This is a genomic window from Parvibacter caecicola, from assembly GCF_003725335.1.
GTDB classification, from domain to species: domain Bacteria; phylum Actinomycetota; class Coriobacteriia; order Coriobacteriales; family Eggerthellaceae; genus Parvibacter; species Parvibacter caecicola.
In genome coordinates this window covers 1-15725 of the sequence record NZ_QIBY01000024.1, presented here as the reverse complement: position 1 = coordinate 15725, position 15725 = coordinate 1, and the positions used below count along the sequence as shown (strand labels likewise).

Annotated in this window: 14 protein-coding genes; 10 read left to right on the top strand and 4 right to left on the bottom strand. The window is 64.5% G+C overall.

Annotation, left to right across the window (positions count from 1 at the left end; translation table 11 throughout):
• Window positions 1-36 precede the first annotated feature (36 nt).
• The 3 genes from DMP11_RS09490 to DMP11_RS09480 are packed head-to-tail and all read right to left on the bottom strand — an operon-like array spanning window position 37 to window position 2408.
• Entirely contained in the window at window positions 37-771 is a 735-nt protein-coding gene (locus tag DMP11_RS09490; RefSeq protein ID WP_123186244.1) for a hypothetical protein, read from the bottom strand.
• Window positions 758-1750: a 4Fe-4S binding protein gene (locus DMP11_RS09485; protein ID WP_161555357.1), complete on the bottom strand. Its 993-nt coding sequence runs from the start codon at window positions 1748-1750 to the stop codon at window positions 758-760. Before DMP11_RS09485 ends, DMP11_RS09490 begins: the two co-directional genes overlap by 14 nt.
• Window positions 1743-2408 (bottom strand): 4Fe-4S dicluster domain-containing protein, encoded by a 666-nt coding sequence (locus DMP11_RS09480; RefSeq protein ID WP_161555356.1) that lies wholly within the window; start codon window positions 2406-2408, stop codon window positions 1743-1745. Before DMP11_RS09480 ends, DMP11_RS09485 begins: the two co-directional genes overlap by 8 nt.
• A 222-nt stretch (window positions 2409-2630) precedes the next feature.
• Here DMP11_RS09480 and DMP11_RS09475 point away from each other — a divergent pair, with 222 nt between their 5' ends.
• The 7 genes from DMP11_RS09475 (at window position 2631) to dxs (ending at window position 11263) form a co-directional block, all read left to right on the top strand.
• Window positions 2631-4145: a helix-turn-helix transcriptional regulator gene (locus DMP11_RS09475; protein WP_123186241.1), complete on the top strand. Its 1515-nt coding sequence runs from the start codon at window positions 2631-2633 to the stop codon at window positions 4143-4145.
• A 308-nt stretch (window positions 4146-4453) separates the two neighbouring features.
• Window positions 4454-6343 carry an acetyl-CoA carboxylase biotin carboxyl carrier protein gene (gene accB / locus DMP11_RS09470; protein ID WP_123186240.1) on the top strand — a complete coding sequence of 630 codons (1890 nt, stop codon included), beginning with the start codon at window positions 4454-4456 and terminating at the stop codon, window positions 6341-6343.
• Window positions 6343-7695 carry an acetyl-CoA carboxylase biotin carboxylase subunit gene (gene accC, locus DMP11_RS09465; RefSeq protein WP_123186239.1) on the top strand — a complete coding sequence of 451 codons (1353 nt, stop codon included), beginning with the start codon at window positions 6343-6345 and terminating at the stop codon, window positions 7693-7695. The genes accB and accC overlap by 1 nt, the downstream gene beginning before the upstream one ends.
• Complete coding sequence (locus DMP11_RS09460; RefSeq protein WP_123186238.1) at window positions 7692-8042, top strand: Asp23/Gls24 family envelope stress response protein; 351 nt, start codon at window positions 7692-7694, stop codon at window positions 8040-8042. Before accC ends, DMP11_RS09460 begins: the two co-directional genes overlap by 4 nt.
• A gap of 117 nt (window positions 8043-8159) precedes the next feature.
• Window positions 8160-8972, top strand: a complete 813-nt coding sequence (nusB, locus tag DMP11_RS09455) for a transcription antitermination factor NusB (RefSeq protein ID WP_161555355.1) — start codon at window positions 8160-8162, stop codon at window positions 8970-8972.
• Window positions 8973-8981: 9 nt separating this feature from the next.
• The gene (xseB, locus tag DMP11_RS09450) at window positions 8982-9380 is read left to right on the top strand and encodes an exodeoxyribonuclease VII small subunit (protein WP_123186236.1); all 399 of its coding nucleotides are present in this window, start codon (window positions 8982-8984) and stop codon (window positions 9378-9380) included.
• Between the two features lie 5 nt (window positions 9381-9385).
• Entirely contained in the window at window positions 9386-11263 is a 1878-nt protein-coding gene (dxs, locus tag DMP11_RS09445; RefSeq protein WP_123186256.1) for a 1-deoxy-D-xylulose-5-phosphate synthase, read from the top strand.
• Between the two features lie 106 nt (window positions 11264-11369).
• Here the strand turns inward: dxs and DMP11_RS10560 are convergent, their stop codons facing one another.
• Window positions 11370-12038, bottom strand: a complete 669-nt coding sequence (locus DMP11_RS10560; protein ID WP_235869442.1) for a GNAT family N-acetyltransferase — start codon at window positions 12036-12038, stop codon at window positions 11370-11372.
• 301 nt (window positions 12039-12339) lie between these two features.
• Between DMP11_RS10560 and DMP11_RS09435 the strand changes: the two genes are divergently transcribed.
• From DMP11_RS09435 to DMP11_RS09425, 3 genes are all read left to right on the top strand, one after another.
• Complete coding sequence (locus tag DMP11_RS09435) at window positions 12340-13668, top strand: ammonium transporter (protein WP_123186235.1); 1329 nt, start codon at window positions 12340-12342, stop codon at window positions 13666-13668.
• 12 nt (window positions 13669-13680) lie between these two features.
• Entirely contained in the window at window positions 13681-14019 is a 339-nt protein-coding gene (locus tag DMP11_RS09430) for a P-II family nitrogen regulator (RefSeq protein ID WP_123186254.1), read from the top strand.
• Between the two features lie 451 nt (window positions 14020-14470).
• Window positions 14471-15565, top strand: coding sequence for a Fic family protein (locus DMP11_RS09425; protein WP_123186234.1), 1095 nt, complete (start codon window positions 14471-14473; stop codon window positions 15563-15565).
• The last annotated feature ends 160 nt before the right edge of the window (window positions 15566-15725 follow it).

Genomic DNA, 15725 nt, shown 5'->3' with positions numbered 1-15725 from the left:
GTCCTCTCTTTCCTCTCTACGGTTAAAACGATGCTCCTAACGAAGTTGCTGCAATACCTTCATTCCCCTCTCTGTGATCTTCCATCCGTCGTTCCAGGCAAGGCCTCCCGAGCGTTCCAGCGCATCTACGAAGAAGCTCGGTTGCAGGGGTTGGCTTGATGTGGTGCTCGCGAAAGCGGCGGCGGGCCGGGTGCGCAACAGCGCCTCGATCTCCTTGAAGGTGCGCTTCTCGCGGCAGAAGTCCATAAGGTCCAGGTAGGTGGTAAGCCGCTGGGGCACGAGGTCGAAGAGACGCCGCAGCCGTTTCTCGGGCGCAAGGTCCTCGGCCACCTGCTCGCCAACCGGGGTGGTTACCACGGCGTAGGCGAAGGTAGCATCCTCGATCTCGTCGGGGGTGAGCCCCGCCTTGGCCTGGGACGTCAGGGGCCGGCCCGTCTCGTCCAGCTCCAACCAATACAAGCCGCCGGCGTGCACGAGGGTGCGGACGAGACGGTAGGGGCTCTGAGCCACCGAGGGGAACTCGGAGCAGGCTCGGACCGCCTCCTCGGCTTCGGCGAGCGTGCGCTGGGTGGTGCAAAAGGTAAGCAACTTGAGGAAGATCTCGCGGTGCAGGGGCGCCCGGTTCACTGTCTCGGTGAGGGCGGCCACGGCTTCCTCGAAGGTGGCCTCGGCGCAGGTGTCGGCCTCGGGTGCGGACGCAACGTCTGCAGATTCAGGCGAGAGGCCGCCGACGGCAGTGTCGCGGGGTGCGGGCATGCTAGCGGTTTCCACGGGTCAATCCTTTCTTCGTGAAGCGGATGGCGTCTGCGGGGCAGGCGGCGGCGCACTGGCCGCAGCGGGTGCACTCGGCTAGGGATCGGTCGCCCAGATCTCCCGCCGGATCGATGAACTCGGGGCAGGCGGCAGCGCACACGGTGCAGGGTGTGCCGTCTTTGCGCAGGCAGAGGTCGGGGTCGATCTTGGGACGCGTGGTTTTATTGAAGTTGGCCACGAGTGACATGAGGGCGCTGATGGGGCAGAAGCGATGGCACCATTTCCGCAGCAGGGTGAGTTCAGCTACGATGACGAGGGGGAACACAATGAGGTCCAGGGTGGGCTCGTTGAACCCGACGAGGCGGTAGAGGGCGATGGCCGTGGCGAAAGTGAGGCCCACCGGGCAGACGAGGCAGAACACGGGAAACCCGCAGACCGCTGCCGACAGAAGGGAGCCGCCGAGCACCACATGGCGCCCGTCCACCTTCGCGAACCGTCGCTTGGCGGCGCCATCGGAGGGGGCGAGGGGCTTTTCGCCGGGCTTCTTCTCGCTGCAGCCCGTGCAGTTAGCGCAGGCGGTTAGACGCCCGCTCACGTGCTGGGCCGCCTCGGTGCGCGCCGCTTTGTCGGCCTCGCGGCGTTTCTTGCCCGACAGGAAGCGATCGAGCGGCGGGATGGGGCACACCCAGCTGCAGAAGGCCTTGCCCACGAGCAGCACCGCTGCGGCGGCAACGGCCAGAATGATTACGGTCCGGGCCACGAAGGCGCCGGCGCCGAAGAGCGATTCCAATGCTCCGAGGGGGCATACCGCCGCGATGGAATCGTAACCCACCGAGCAGAGGGTGCCCGAGCCGATGCCGGTTACCAGGCCGATGACGAGAAGGGCGAAAACGATGCCTGGGACGTACCGGCGCATGCGGCTCACTTTCGAGTGGCCGGTCCCTTCCTGTTGCGCGGAAGCCTCGGTGCCCTTCCCGGGGGTTGTCAGCTTAGCCATGCCACACCTCCACATTGATGCCGCGCTTGTCGCTGGCGTCGTAATTGCGGTAGGCGCTGGTGGGGCAAACGTACTCGCAGGCGCCGCAGCCGTTGCAGCACTCCTCGTTCACCGTCAAGCGCCCGTTCTCGTCCAGGGACAGGGCGTCCCACTCGCAGGCGTCGATGCAGGGCGCGTTGCACGTGCCAGAGATGCCGTACAGTTGGCACTCGGCTTCGTCCACCACGGCCATGCCGATCTTGTCCACATAAGGATCGAAGGGGATGAGCGCTCCGGTGGGGCAGGCGGCGATGCAGCGGAAGGTGCCGTCGCACATGTTGCAGTAGCCCTCGCGGAAGTCCATGATCGGCAGCCGCGCCCCGATGATGCCGGGGACGAGCCCCTCTACGCCGATGGCAGTAAGCGGGCAGGCCGCCCGGCAGCGGTCGCAGCGGATGCACGCGCCCCAGAACCGGTCGGCATCCTGGCCCCCCGGTGGTCGCAGACGGTCGGTCTCGCCGCCGAAGGCCGCCGTGGCACCGCCGAAGGCCAGAAGTCCCGCGGCCATCGCGGCGCCGCCGATGAGCGACCGGCGACTGAGGCCCGGCCCCTGAGGCTTTGCCGCCCCGTTGCCCCCCTGGAGGCTCTTGGCGGAATCCGCTTCCTCCCTCGTTTTCACGCTTTCCCCTCTCCTCGTCTCTTTATATGCGCACAGGCAAATCTGGTACACTTCCGGGAGGCTCATCCACTCGTCAAAGCCGAGCCTCCCGTTGGTGCTAGATTAGGGGCATTTCCGGGCGCTGAGTATTCTCCGAAGCGCTGTAATTTTCGGGAAAACACCCTCCATCAAAACGTTTAGGTTCTTAGTTTTCGCAGGTGGGGATTGGAGTGAGGGGGAAGAGTGGATTATCGGAACACAAGGGAAGAAGGGGACGGCTCCACAGTCACTGCGGTAGCCGAGGGCCTTTTCCCCATACGATTTTTCGGGTTCGGGTTCTTTTGGGCCTGGCTTTTCTTGGCGGGGGTTACGCCGTCTCCGCTCATTGGCGCGCCGTTTTGCTTTGGCGGTGCGCCTTTCGAGATGGTGGAGCTTTCAGTGAGGGCGCTCTGGCTTGTGCTTGTGCTGCTTCTGGCCCGCCGGCTGGCATCGGTGCCGGGCCAGTATTTGCTGCTCGCTATCGGCGTTGGCGCAAGCGCCCTTGCGGCGCCCCTTGTGCTGATGTGGGGAGACAACCCGGTGGCAGTCAGCCTTTCCGCTGTTGCCGCGGGGGCGGGCGAGGTGTCGCTTTTTCTGTTGTGGCTGTGCTTCTTCGGCTACATGAAGCTGGGGGAGACCTTTGTGCTCCTGGTGGGCTCTTACGCCATTGGGTCGCTGCTCTTTTTGCTGGTGGCCGGTTTGGGACTCAACGCAATGGCGCTGTTTTCGGTGCTGTTCCCCTTGCTGTCGGGCGCCGCTTTCGTCTTGTCCCAGCGTTTGGGGCGCGCCCAGGACGGTTCGGGGCTTTTCCGGGCCGCCGGTGCCCCTCCATCGCCCCTTCGGGCCTCTTGGGGGCAGTGGGGGCGCATCGGCGCCGCGTTGGCGTTGTACTCGTTCGCGTTTTCTCTTTCTTGCGGCATCGCCCTGTTTGCCGGCGGCGAAGAAAGCCGGCTGTTCACGGTAGAGCCAGTGGCGATGGTGGTGCTGGGCATCGGATGCGGTGTCTTTTTCAAAAAAGCCAGGCATCCCGAGCGGCCTTACGGGCTGTATCGCATCGTGGCTCCTCTGATAGGTTTGGGCTTTCTGCTCATGGTTCTGCCCGGTGCGCCCCGCGTGGCCGGCGGTTTTTGCGTTGCACTTGGCTACGTGCTCTTCGAGCTGCTCATCCTCAACGATTGCTGCAATATCGTGAAGGCGAACGATGCATCGCTGCTTCGCGTTATGGCCGTTGCCCGGCTGATCATCACGATCGGCATGTTTTTGGGGTGGCTGGTGGTGTTTGGCGCGGCATCCCTCTTCGGGGCGTCTGCCGTTGCCTTCGAGCTGGCGGCTCTGGGGTTGTTCGTGGCCCTTGTCGCGGTTTCCCTGGTGCTTACCGAACGCGAATTGGCGACGTTTGCCACATTGGCTGATGATCGGGCATTGTCTGAGGCGGGCATTGCGGGGCCCACGCAGGAAGAGCTGGTGCGGGGTTTCGCCGAAGCTTGCGGGCTTTCCCGTCGCGAGGGGGAGGTGGCCTTCTATCTGCTTGCGGGGCGCACCACAAGCTTCGCTGCGGAAAAGCTTTTCATCGCCGAGTCCACCGTCCGCGCCCATGTTCACGGCATTTACCGTAAGTGCGATGTGCACTCGCGCATGGAGCTCATGGACGCCTTTGACGAATACCGTACAAGTGAGGATGCGGAGCAAGGGCAGGCTGAGTCCCGCGGTGGGGCATGACAGGGGACGGGGATAACGTCATGTTTCCCGTCATGCTTCCTGTCGTCTTTTCGTAGGGCAGAGATTCTATCTCTGCCGAAGCGCCAACCGCGGCAGCGCCCCAGGCAGAGACGGGGTCTCTGCCCTACGAAGGCCCACCCGGCCGCAAGGGGCAGGGCATGACGTTATCCCCGTCCCCTGTCATGGGCGCACGCCCTTTTACCCGATGCTGGCCCCCGCCCTTCTGACAGAGGCTTCTATTATGGGCGCCTTCTCCTATAATGAATTGCTTGATCTTTGACTTACGAGAAAAGGAGGTGCGCTCTTCCATGTCGAGGCTTCAGATAATGGACACCACCATCCGCGACGGCCAGCAGAGCCTGTGGGCCACGCGCATGCAGATTGGCGAGATGCTTCCCATTTTGCCGAAGATGGATCGCGTGGGCTACTGGGCCATTGAGGCCTGGGGCGGTGCCACGTTCGATTCCTGCCTGCGCTTTTTGGACGAGAACCCCTGGGAGCGGCTGCGTGCCATCAAGGCCAACACTCCCAATACGCCCCTGGCCATGCTCTCCCGCGGCCAGAACCTGGTGGGCTACAAGCATTACTCCAAAGACATCGTGAATCACTTCATTTCCGCCGCGCATCGCAATGGCATCGAAGTGTTCCGCGTGTTCGACGCCCTGAACGACATCCGCAACGTCATCGACAACGCCGAGGCCATCAAGGCCTGCGGCGCCCATTTCGAAGGAGCCATCTCCTATACCATCTCGCCGGTGCACACCCTGGACAGCTTCCTGGACTACGGCCAGCAGCTGAAAGACCTGGGGGCCGACTCCATTGCCATCAAGGACATGGCCGGCATGCTCACCCCGTACCGCACCGAGCGCATGGTGAAGGCCTTCAACGCCGAAATCGGCCTGCCGGTGCACATCCACTGCCATTACGTGGGCGGCATGGCGCCGGCCAACATCATCAAGGCGGCCGAAGCGGGCGCGGCCATCGCCGACACCGCCCATGCGCCGCTGGCCTTCGGCAATTCGCACCCGGCGGTGGAGATGATCGCCGCCGCCTTCCAGGAGAGCCGCTACGACACCGGGCTCGATTTGGATCTGCTGTTCGAGATTTCCGAATACTGGGAAGAGGTGCGCAAGCGCGGTCATTACAAGCGCGGCGTTTCCTCCCTCACCCATATGAAGGTGTTCTCGCACCAGGTGCCCGGCGGCATGATGAGCAACCTGGTCAGCCAGCTGGAAGTGCAAAAGGCCGCCGATCGCCTGCCGGAAGTGATGGCCGAAATCCCCCGCGTGCGCGCCGAGGTGGGCTATCCGCCGCTGGTCACGCCGCTTTCCCAAATCGTGGGCACCCAGGCGGTGTTCAACGTGCTCACCGGCAAGCGCTGGAGCGTGGTTTCCAAAGAGATGAAGGACTACATCTGCGGTTACTACGGCAAGGCGCCCGGCCCCATGAACAAGGAAATCGTGGCGAAGGTGTCGGCCGGCGCCGAGTGCCTGGACCCGGATGTGGCCCCCGGTTCGCTGGTCACCACCACCTACGACGAGGTGGCGGAAGAGATCGGCGATTTGGCCCACAGCGAAGAGGACGTGCTGATGTACGCCCTGTTCCCGAACGAGGCCCGCACCTATCTTTCGAAGCACCGCACGTCTGAGAAGGTCGAATTCATGCTGGAGCAGGAATCCAGTGCCACTAAGGAGGACGATTACGTGGACATCAACCAGATTCGCGAACTGGTTCGCGTTGCCGAAGAGAGCGGCGTGGGCGAAATTGTTGTGGAAGAGGAGGGCGTTCGCATCGCGGTGCGCATGCCTGGCTCGATAGCCGCCCCGGTGGCGGCCGCCCAGGCCCAGGCGCCCCAGGCGGCGGCCGTGCCCGCCCCGGTGGCCCCGGCCGAGAACCCGGCCACTGCCGCCGACAGCCGCCCCGCCACCTGGCAGGCGGTAACCGCCCCCATGGTGGGCACCTTCTACGCCGCCCCCGCCCCCGGCGAGCCGCCGTTCGTGAAGGTGGGCGACGAGGTGGCCGCCAACGAAACCCTCTGCATCGTGGAGGCCATGAAGCTCATGAACGAGATCACGGCCGAGGAAATGGGCACGGTGCGCGAGGTGTGCGTGGAAGACGCCACCCCGGTGGAGTTCGGCACGGTGCTGTTCTACATCGAGCCCCATGAGAAGGTTCCCACCGTCGCGGAGTCGCTGTAATGTTCGACAAGATTCTCATTGCCAACCGCGGCGAGGTGGCCCTGCGCGTGATGCGCGCCTGCAAGGAGCTGGGGATTAAAACGGTGGCGGTGTACTCCACCGAGGACGCCGACACCTACCCGGTGCGTTACGCCGACGAGGCGGTGTGCATCGGCCCGGCCCCTGCCAACAAGAGCTACCTGGTCATCCCCAACATCATCGAGGCGGCCCTGCAGACGGGCGCCCAGGCCATCCATCCCGGCTACGGCTTTTTGGCGGAGAACTCCGAGTTCGCCCGCGCCTGCGCCGACAACGACCTGGTGTTCATCGGCCCTGCGCCCGAGTGCATCGATTCCATGGGCGACAAAAGCTCGGCCCGCGAAACCATGAAGGCCTGCGGCGTGCCCACGGTGCCCGGCTCTGACGGCTGCCTGGACACGGTGGAGGAGGCCAAGGCCTTCGCCGACGCAGTGGGCTATCCGGTGCTGATCAAAGCCACGGCCGGCGGCGGCGGCAAGGGCATGCGCGAAGTGCACGCCCCCGAAGATCTGGAGTCGCAGTACAAGGCCGCCCGCGCCGAGGCTGGCGCCGCCTTCGGCAACGACGGCGTGTACCTGGAGAAGCTGGTGCTGCGCCCCCGCCACGTTGAGGTGCAGGTGCTGGCGGACGACTTCGGCAACAACATCGCCCTGTGCGAGCGCGACTGCTCGGTGCAGCGGCGCCACCAGAAGCTGATTGAGGAGGCCCCCTCGCCGGCCCTTACCGACGAGATCCGCCGCCAGATGACGCTGGCGGCCTTGAAGGCGGTGCGGGCGGTGAACTACCGCAACGCCGGCACCATCGAGTTCCTGCTGGACGAGCGCGGCCACTTCTACTTCATGGAGATGAACACCCGCGTGCAGGTGGAGCATCCGGTGTCCGAGCAGATCACCGGCACCGATATCATCAAAGAGCAGCTGCGCATCGCCGCGGGCGAGCCCATCAGCTGCGCCAACCGCGCGCCGTTCTCGCCCCAGGGCCACGCGATGGAGTTCCGTATCAACGCGGAGGACCCGGCCCACGGCTTCCGGCCGTGCCCCGGCACCATCACCAAGTTCGAGGCGCCTTCGGGCCCCGGCGTGCGTGTGGAGTCCTACATACGAAGCGGTGCCAAAATTTCCCCTTATTACGACTCCATGGTTGCCAAACTGATAATATCTGGCCAAGACCGCGAAGAAGTGTTGGCCCGCGCCCGTCGCGCGCTGGACGAGTTCGAGATCGAGGGCATCGCCACGACGATTCCCTTCCATAAGCGTGTGCTTGAGAACGAGGCTTTCTGCGAGGGCGATGTGACCACTGCCTTCATCGAAACCGAGATGGGAGATGTGCTATGAGCGAAAGCGAAATGACAGAGGGCATGATTCTGGGCCCCGGCGTGGTGGAGACCATCATCTCCATGGCCGCCTCCGAGGTGGAGGGCGTGGCTTCGGTGGGGTCGTTTGCCGCCAGCGGGCTGCGCAACATGATTGCCGCCAAACCCACCACCCAGGGCATCGCCATTCAACCGGGCGAGGGCGACAACATGGCCGTGGACATTCACATCGAGGCCTACTCCGGCTTCCCGCTGCCGCAGCTGGCCGCCAAACTGCGCACCGCCATTGCCGACGCCGTGGCGCTGCAGGTGGGCCGCAACGTGACGGCGGTGGACGTGTACATCGACGGCATCCAGTTCGCTTCGTAAACCATTTCGGCAAGGCCCGGCCCCAGGCGGGCGGCGGGCCTTGTTCTTTCCCGGCCGGGCGCGATGTCCGGCATCCCGTATTTGTTCGCCCCGCACCGGAAGGCAAAGCTGTTCACTATGGGCTCTAAACAAAAAGAACGCCGCGACGGCCGCATCATGGCGGTCCAGATTCTCTACACCTCCGAGGTGCAGGGGAAAAAGCCGCTGGATTTGTTGAACGAAGGGCTGTGCCTGATTGAGGAAGGCCCCTTGAGCGACTTTTCGCTGGCGGCGGTGCGCGGCGTGCAGGAGAACCAGGCGAAGATCGACGACTGCCTGCAGTCCATCTCCGAGAATTGGACGCTTTCCCGCATGCCCATGGTAGACCTGGCGGTGCTGCGGCTGGCGGCGTACGAGATTCTGTTTTCCGATGACGTGCCGGTGTCGGTGGCCATCAACGAGGCGGTGGAGCTGGCCAAGGCCTTCGGCGGCGAAGACGAGTCGCCCCGCTTCGTGAACGGCGTGCTGGGCCGCCTGGCCCGCAAGCTGGAGGAAGACCCAGAAATGGCCGTGCCGGGCGATGGCGATGGCGCCCCCGGCGTTGCGGCTGGCGACGCCGATGCGGCCGATGGGGCCGATGCGGCCGATGCGATTCCCGCTGCCGATGCCCCGGCTTCCGCTAACGCGGCCGATGGGGCCGGCGATGCCGGCGTGGCCGATGGGGCCGATGCTCCGGCTAATGCTCCCGGCGCCGAGGCCGCTCCCGCCTCGGATGCCGCCGCTGTCGACGCGCCGGCCGATGCCCCTGGCGCTGTGGCCGCTTCCGCCTCGGATATCACTGACGATCTGTCTTCTCGTAGGGCAGAGATTCTATCTCTGCCTAAAAACGGCGAAAACGCTCAGGCTGAGGGGGCGCCGGCTCCCGCCGATGTTCCCGAGACCACCTGCTAAGGAGAGGCAATGGCTCAACAGACTGGCCGTACTTTCGAGGACATGCAGCAGCGCCTCGAGCAGATTGTGGACGAGGTGGCCGCCGAGGACATCTCCCTCGACGACGCGCTGGCCCTCTACGAAGAGGCGGTGAAGCTGGGGCTTGCCGCTTGCGACCTTTCCGAAACCGATGTGGAGGCCTACCTGGCCGCCTCTTCCGCGCAGGCCGAAGAGGCGGAGGGCGAGGCTCCCGCCGATGGCGTCGACGGTTCTGCTGGCGACGGTGCCGCTGCGGGCGACAGCGCCGCAGAGGGCGCCGCCGCTGCCACAGATACCGACGCCGCTGCCGAGGGCGCCCTGGCCGTTGACGCTGCTGAAGGGTCTGGCGCTCCGGAGGCCGCCCAGGCCGGCGCCGCCGAGGGGCAGTGATTCCTGTGGAGCCGCGCATTCTGGACGCTATCAGCGCCCCCGAGGACCTCAAAGTTCTCACGTACCCCGAGCTGTCCATCCTGGCCCAGGAGATTCGCGAAGAAATCGTCAGCACCTGCGCCGAAAACGGCGGTCACATCGCCTCGTCGCTGGGGGCGGTGGAGATTGTACTGGCGGCCCATCGGGTGCTGAACTGCCCCCATGACAGGCTGGTGTTCGACGTGGGGCATCAGGCTTACGCCCACAAGCTGGTTACGGGGCGCCGCTCGCAATTTCCCACGCTGCGCACCTATGGCGGCCTTTCCGGCTTCACCAAGCCCGAGGAAAGCCCCTACGACGCCCATCCCTCCGGCCACGCCTCCGATTCGCTGTCGGTGGCGGCCGGTTACGCGAAGGCGGCGCAGCTGAACGGCTCGAACGAGAAGGTGGTGGCGGTCATCGGCGACGCCTCCCTTTCCGGCGGCATGGCCTTCGAAGCGCTGAATTACATCGGCCAGGCGCAGCTGCCCATGGTCATCATCCTGAACGACAACATGATGTCCATCTCGCGCAACGTGGGCGCGCTGATGAAGCATCTGGGCAACATGCGCGCCGACAACCGCTACCGCAAGCTGCGCGACGCCGCCCAAGAGGAGCTGGAATCCAGCGGCGTGCTGGGCAAGATCCTGCTTGACTTGGGGAAGCGCGCGAAGGAATCCGCCAAGCAGTTCTTCTTGGCTTCTTCTATGATCTTCGAGAGCCTGGGCATCACCTGCACTGCTCCCATCGACGGCCACAACATCCGCGAGCTGGAGGACACGCTGCGGCTGGTGCTGCAAACCGAGGGTCCGGTGCTGGTGCACGTGGTAACGAAGAAAGGCGCCGGCTACGCGCCGGCCGAGCAAGACCCCGAGCGCTTCCACGGTGTGGGCCCCTTCGAGGTGGCCACAGGCGCTGCCAAACCCAAAAAGCCAGCGCCTCCCGCCTTCACCACGGTGTTCGGCCAGGCGCTTTTGGAGGAGGGCCGCGCCGACGACGCGGTGGTGGCCATTACCGCCGCCATGGAGGGGGGCACCGGCCTCAAACCCTTCGCCGAGCAGTTCCCCGAGCGCTTCATCGACGTGGGCATTGCCGAGGAAAACGCGGTGGGCCTGGCCAGCGGCCTGGCCTTTGCGGGAAAAAAGCCGGTGGTGGCCATTTACTCCACGTTCCTGCAGCGCTCCTTCGACCAGATTGTGGTGGACTGCGCCCTATCCCAGGCCAATGTGGTGCTGGCCATCGACCGCGCCGGGTTGGTGGGGGAGGACGGCGCCACCCATCACGGCGCGTTCGATTTGGTGTACATGCGCACCATCCCCCATATGCGGGTGCTGGCGCCGGCCGACGAGGTCGACCTGGCGAACGCCCTGCACACGGCGCTGGCGCTGCCGGGGCCGGTGTCGCTGCGCTATCCGCGCGGCAACGGCATGGGCGTTTCGGTGCCGGAGGTGCCCCAGATGCTGGAGGTGGGGAAGTCCCGCCTGATGCGGGAGGGGTCCGATGCCTGCGTGCTGGCTTTCGGCCCGGTAGCCTATCGGGCGATGGAGGCGGCGGAGATGCTGGCGGAAGAGGGCATCGACGTGCGGGTGGTAGATATGCTGTGGGCGAAGCCGCTGGACAAGGAGGCCATTTTGGCCGCAGCGGAAACCGGTTGCGTGATCACTGCCGAAGAGGGCGCCATGGTGGGCGGTTGCGGCGAAGGCGTGATCGAGGTGCTGGCGCAGCACCGGGCGCAGTGTTCGGTTACCACGCTGGCGCTGCCCGATCGTTTCGTGCGCCACGGCTCGGTGCCGCAGCTGTTGCACGAAGTGGGCCTGGACGCCGAAGGCATCGCCGAATCCGTCCGCAACGCCTTCCTGCAATAACGCCTTCCCGCAGGAAGGCCCCATCCCGCCGCTACTCGTACCGCCAGCCCCTCTATGGCGGCAATAGACGTCTATTATCGTCACCGGCCCCGTCGGGGGCGGGCAGTTAGCGCAGTTTCTTCTCCAAGATGTAGTCGTCCATCACGAAGCCCTCGCCGATGTTGGTTTCCACGGCGTCGATGACCTCGAACCCTTTGCCCTTGTAGGCGCGGATGCCCAAATCGTTGTGTTTGTTCACCGTGAGGTACATGGCGCGCAGCCCGCGGTCGCGGCACAGCGCTTCGTAGAAGCGGATGGTTTCGGAGCACAGCCCTTTGCCCCGCTGGTCTTTCACTAGGTAAATTTTGGAAATGAAGAACCGGCCGTCCTCTTCTCCGTGGCCGCCGGTATAGCCCACGATGCGCAGCTGGGGCATCTCGCACGCCGCGCCGATGGCTTCCTTCGCCAGTAGCGAGTCCCGCTCGCTTTCGATGGCGTACTGGTTTTCCGCAGCGTCTTCCAGCGAGAAGCCTTTCTCCTGCAGCCCCGCATCGCCAGTCGCTTGGGCCAGCTCCACCGGCGTTTCGTCCTCGCGCACGGTGATGAACCAGTACTCGTAGCCCTTGTCCTTAACGTCGGCGGTGAAAGCGGGCAGGCTTTGGAAGTGCTCCACCATGTAGTTGGTTTGCGCTTGGCCGATGATGGGCGGCCAGTACTCGTTCCAGATCTCGCCGGCCATTTTCGCCACGCGGGCGATGTCCTCATCGGTCTTCACCGGTACGAACTCAACGGTCATATGCGGGCCTTTCTCTAGCAGTGACGTGCGACATCATTGTAGTGCTCCCGATGCGGCGCCGGGCCGTGTTTCGGGCGTGTTGCGGGAGTTGGGCCGGTTTGTTAACGCCGATTTTTAAGTTCGTAAACTCTTGAAACGCGAAATCCGCATGGCCGCGTCCGGTGGCACCCTTGATGGTGCGCGAGGCAAACCCGCAACAGGGAGCGGGGGAGTGTTTCGCCGGGCCCTTCCGCCTGCAGAGAACCACGGCCCCCGGAGCACTTCCTCGCCCCCTGTTCGGACGAACTGAAAAGGAGGAAAAATGCTGGACACTGGATCAACTGGCTTCATGCTGGTGTGCACCATGCTAGTGCTGCTCATGACGCCTGGCCTCTCGTTTTTCTACGGGGGCCTTTCCCGTCGCAAGAACGTGGTGAACACCATGATCATGACCTTCGCCGCCTTAGGCGTAGTGGGAATCGCCTGGGTGATTTGCGGCTGGTCGTTCGCTTACGGCGGAGACGGTTCCATTCCGTTTTTCGGCGGTCTTGACCAACTGGGCTGCCTGAGTGCGGTGAACGACCTAATGGCCGAGGCTGCGGCCACGCCGGACGCATTCGCGGTGCTGTCGGGGGCGGCGGTGCTGGACGGGGGCGATCCCGAACTTGCGGCCGGATACCCCGCCATCATCAACATCGTTTTCCAGATGGCGTTCGCCATGATCACCGCCGCCATCATCACCGGTTCGCTGGCGGGCCGCATGAAGTTCGGCGCCGTGTGCGCGTTTTTGGCCCTGTGGGTGGTGGTCGTGTACGCGCCGCTGGCCCACATGGTGTGGGGCGGCGACGGTTCACTGATTGGCAGCATCATCGGCGCGCTCGACTTCGCCGGAGGCGACGTGGTGCATATCTCGTCCGGCCTCACCGGCCTTATCCTGTGCCTGTTCCTGGGGGCGCGCAAGGGTTTCGGCGCCCTCAGCTACCGGCCCCACAACGTGCCCTTCGTGGTGCTGGGCGCCACGCTTTTGTGGTTCGGTTGGTTCGGCTTCAACGCCGGCTCGGAGTTTGCCGCCGATGGCGTGGCGGCCCTGGCGCTGCTGAACACGGTGGCTGCCAGCGCCGCGGCTCTGGTGTCCTGGATGGTGGTGGAGCGCGTCGCGGTGGGCAAGCCCACGCTGGTGGGCGCGGCAACGGGCCTGGTGGCGGGCCTGGTGGTCATCACGCCGGCGGCCGGTTTCGTGGAGCCGTGGGCCGCTCTGGTGATGGGCCTCATCGTGTCGCCGGTGTGCTACTTCGCCATTTCAAAGCTGAAGCATGCCATTGGCTACGATGACGCGCTGGACGCTTTCGGTTGCCATGCCATCGGCGGCGTTACCGGCGGCATCCTCACCGGCCTGTTCTGCGTGCCCGAGCTTTCCTGGACCGATTTCGGCGGTCTGCTCTACACCGGCGATTTCCATCTGTTGGGGGCGCAAGTGCTGGGCATTCTGGTAACCGTTGCGTTTGTGGGCATCGCGGACGTGGCGCTGGCGCTTGTTGTCAAGGCCGTCTTCGGCGGCAGCTTGCGGGTGAGCGAAGCGAAAGAGGCGCAGGGGCTGGACGTGGCGGCCCATGGCGAAAGCGCGTACCCGGCCTACCTGGGCCTGGATTAAGGAGTGGTGAACGTGAAGAAGATTACAGCCATCGTGCGGCCCGAGATGCTGGAGCCGCTGAAGGACGCCCTGTTCGCCGCCGATGTGAGCGGCATGACCATCAGCCAGGTGCACGGCTGCGGCGCCCAGCACGGCTGGACCGAGTACTTCCGCGGCAACGAGGTGCTGCTGAACATGGTGCCCAAGGTGAAGTTCGAGATTGTGGCCGAAAACGGCGAGGTGGACCGGCTGGTGGAGGTGATTGTGGGTTGCGCTCGCACCGGTCAAGTGGGGGACGGCAAGATTTTCGTCTCGCCGGTGGAGGAGGCCATCCGCATCCGCACCTTCGAGCGCGGCGCCGACGCCGTATAGCCTGTCCGACGTGTAACCTCGGTCCTGCGAGGGGGCTAGTCCGCGTGTCGTGTAGCCTGCGCGCCGGTTGCCCCGGCCCTGCGAAGGGCGGCGGATTACGTGCGTTGCGGCAGGTGCGCGCCCGCCATTGCACCGCCGCCCCGCCGCCCCCGCCCGTTGCTTCGGTTTTCGTAGGGCAGAGATTCTATCTCTGCCTAAGTTGCGGCCGAAACGCGGTTGCGGCCCAGGCCGAGATAGAATCTCGGCCCTACGAAGGGCGCGGCGCATCCGGTATGGCCCCACGAAGAGGGTGGGCGGACTGTGCGCTGCTCCGCCGCGCACCTTGGGAGGGGCGCACGAGGCGGAGGGCGAGAGATGTTTTGGGTGTAGTGCGGAGAATGACGCGTTAATCACCGCATAATTTGCGGCGAATATCTTGCTTATCGCCGCATCGGCCCTTAAACTGAATCGCATGTATCTTCACGAACGGGACAAATGGACGAATTTCACCTGGGATGCCGCTGTTGTGGCGCCGCTGCTGGGCGATGCTCGCTTTGATCAGGGGAATCTGCTGGGCCGTGTCGCTGGGCTGGGGTTTTCCGTTGGAGACCGGCTGCAGCTTGACGCCGTCTCCCAAGAGGTGGTGGCCTCATCGCGCATTGAAGGTCAGGAGCTTGACCCCTCAAAGGTGCGTTCGTCCGTTGCCCGGCAGCTTGGACTGGGGCCATGCGACGACTCTCTGGACACGGGCGCGGTTGACGGCGCCGTGGCTGTGATGCTGGACGCAACAGTAAACTTTGCCGCGCCGCTGACATTGGAGAGGTTGGCCGGCTGGCATGCGGCCCTGTTCCCTGCGGGATACAGCGGGTTGCGCAGGATTGCGGTAGGCCAGTTGCGCACCGGCCCTATGCAGGTGGTAAGTGGCGCCATCGGCCACGAGAAGATGCACTATGACGCCCCTGCTGCAAATGCGGTGCCGGCGCTGATGGAGGAATTCCTAGCCTGGTTTAACGAGAACAGCTCCGACAACCTGCTGAAGGCGGCGATAGCCCATCTGTGGTTTCTGACCATCCACCCTTACGACGACGGCAACGGCCGCATGGCGCGGGCGCTCACCGAAATGTTGCTGGCCAGAAGCGACGGCAGCGCCCGACGCTTTTACAGCATGGCATCTTTCATCATGGCCCATCGCGAAGATTATTACAGGGAAATCGAGAGCGCCCAAAAGGGCACGCGTGACATTACTTCATGGCTGGTTTGGTTTCTGCAGGCGTTCCGTTGTGCCATCGAGGCAAGCCAGGAGGCAGTGTCTGCGGCGGAGTGGCGCGATGCGTGGTGGCGTCGCGCTGAGGGAGTGGCCATGAACCAGCGCCAACGCTACATGCTGCAGCGGTTGATGGGGGATTTCCAAGGGAAGCTGACCTCGGGGAAATGGGCAAAGATGTGTAAGGTGTCCAGCGATACCGCCTTGCGCGACATCAGCGATCTTGTGGCGAAGGGGCTTTTGGAGAAAGCGCCCGGCTCTGGCCGCAGTACCTCTTACCATGTGGTGAATCTTTCAAAGTGAGCACTGGAAAAAGCTCGGCTCTAGCCCTTGCTTCTGTGCGGTCTGGACCCTTCGTAGGGCAGAGATTCTATCTCTGCCTAAGCTGCGACCGAAACGCGGTTGCGGCCCAGGCCAAGATAGAATCTCGGCCCTACGAAGGGGGGGGGCGGGCGCGAGGCGG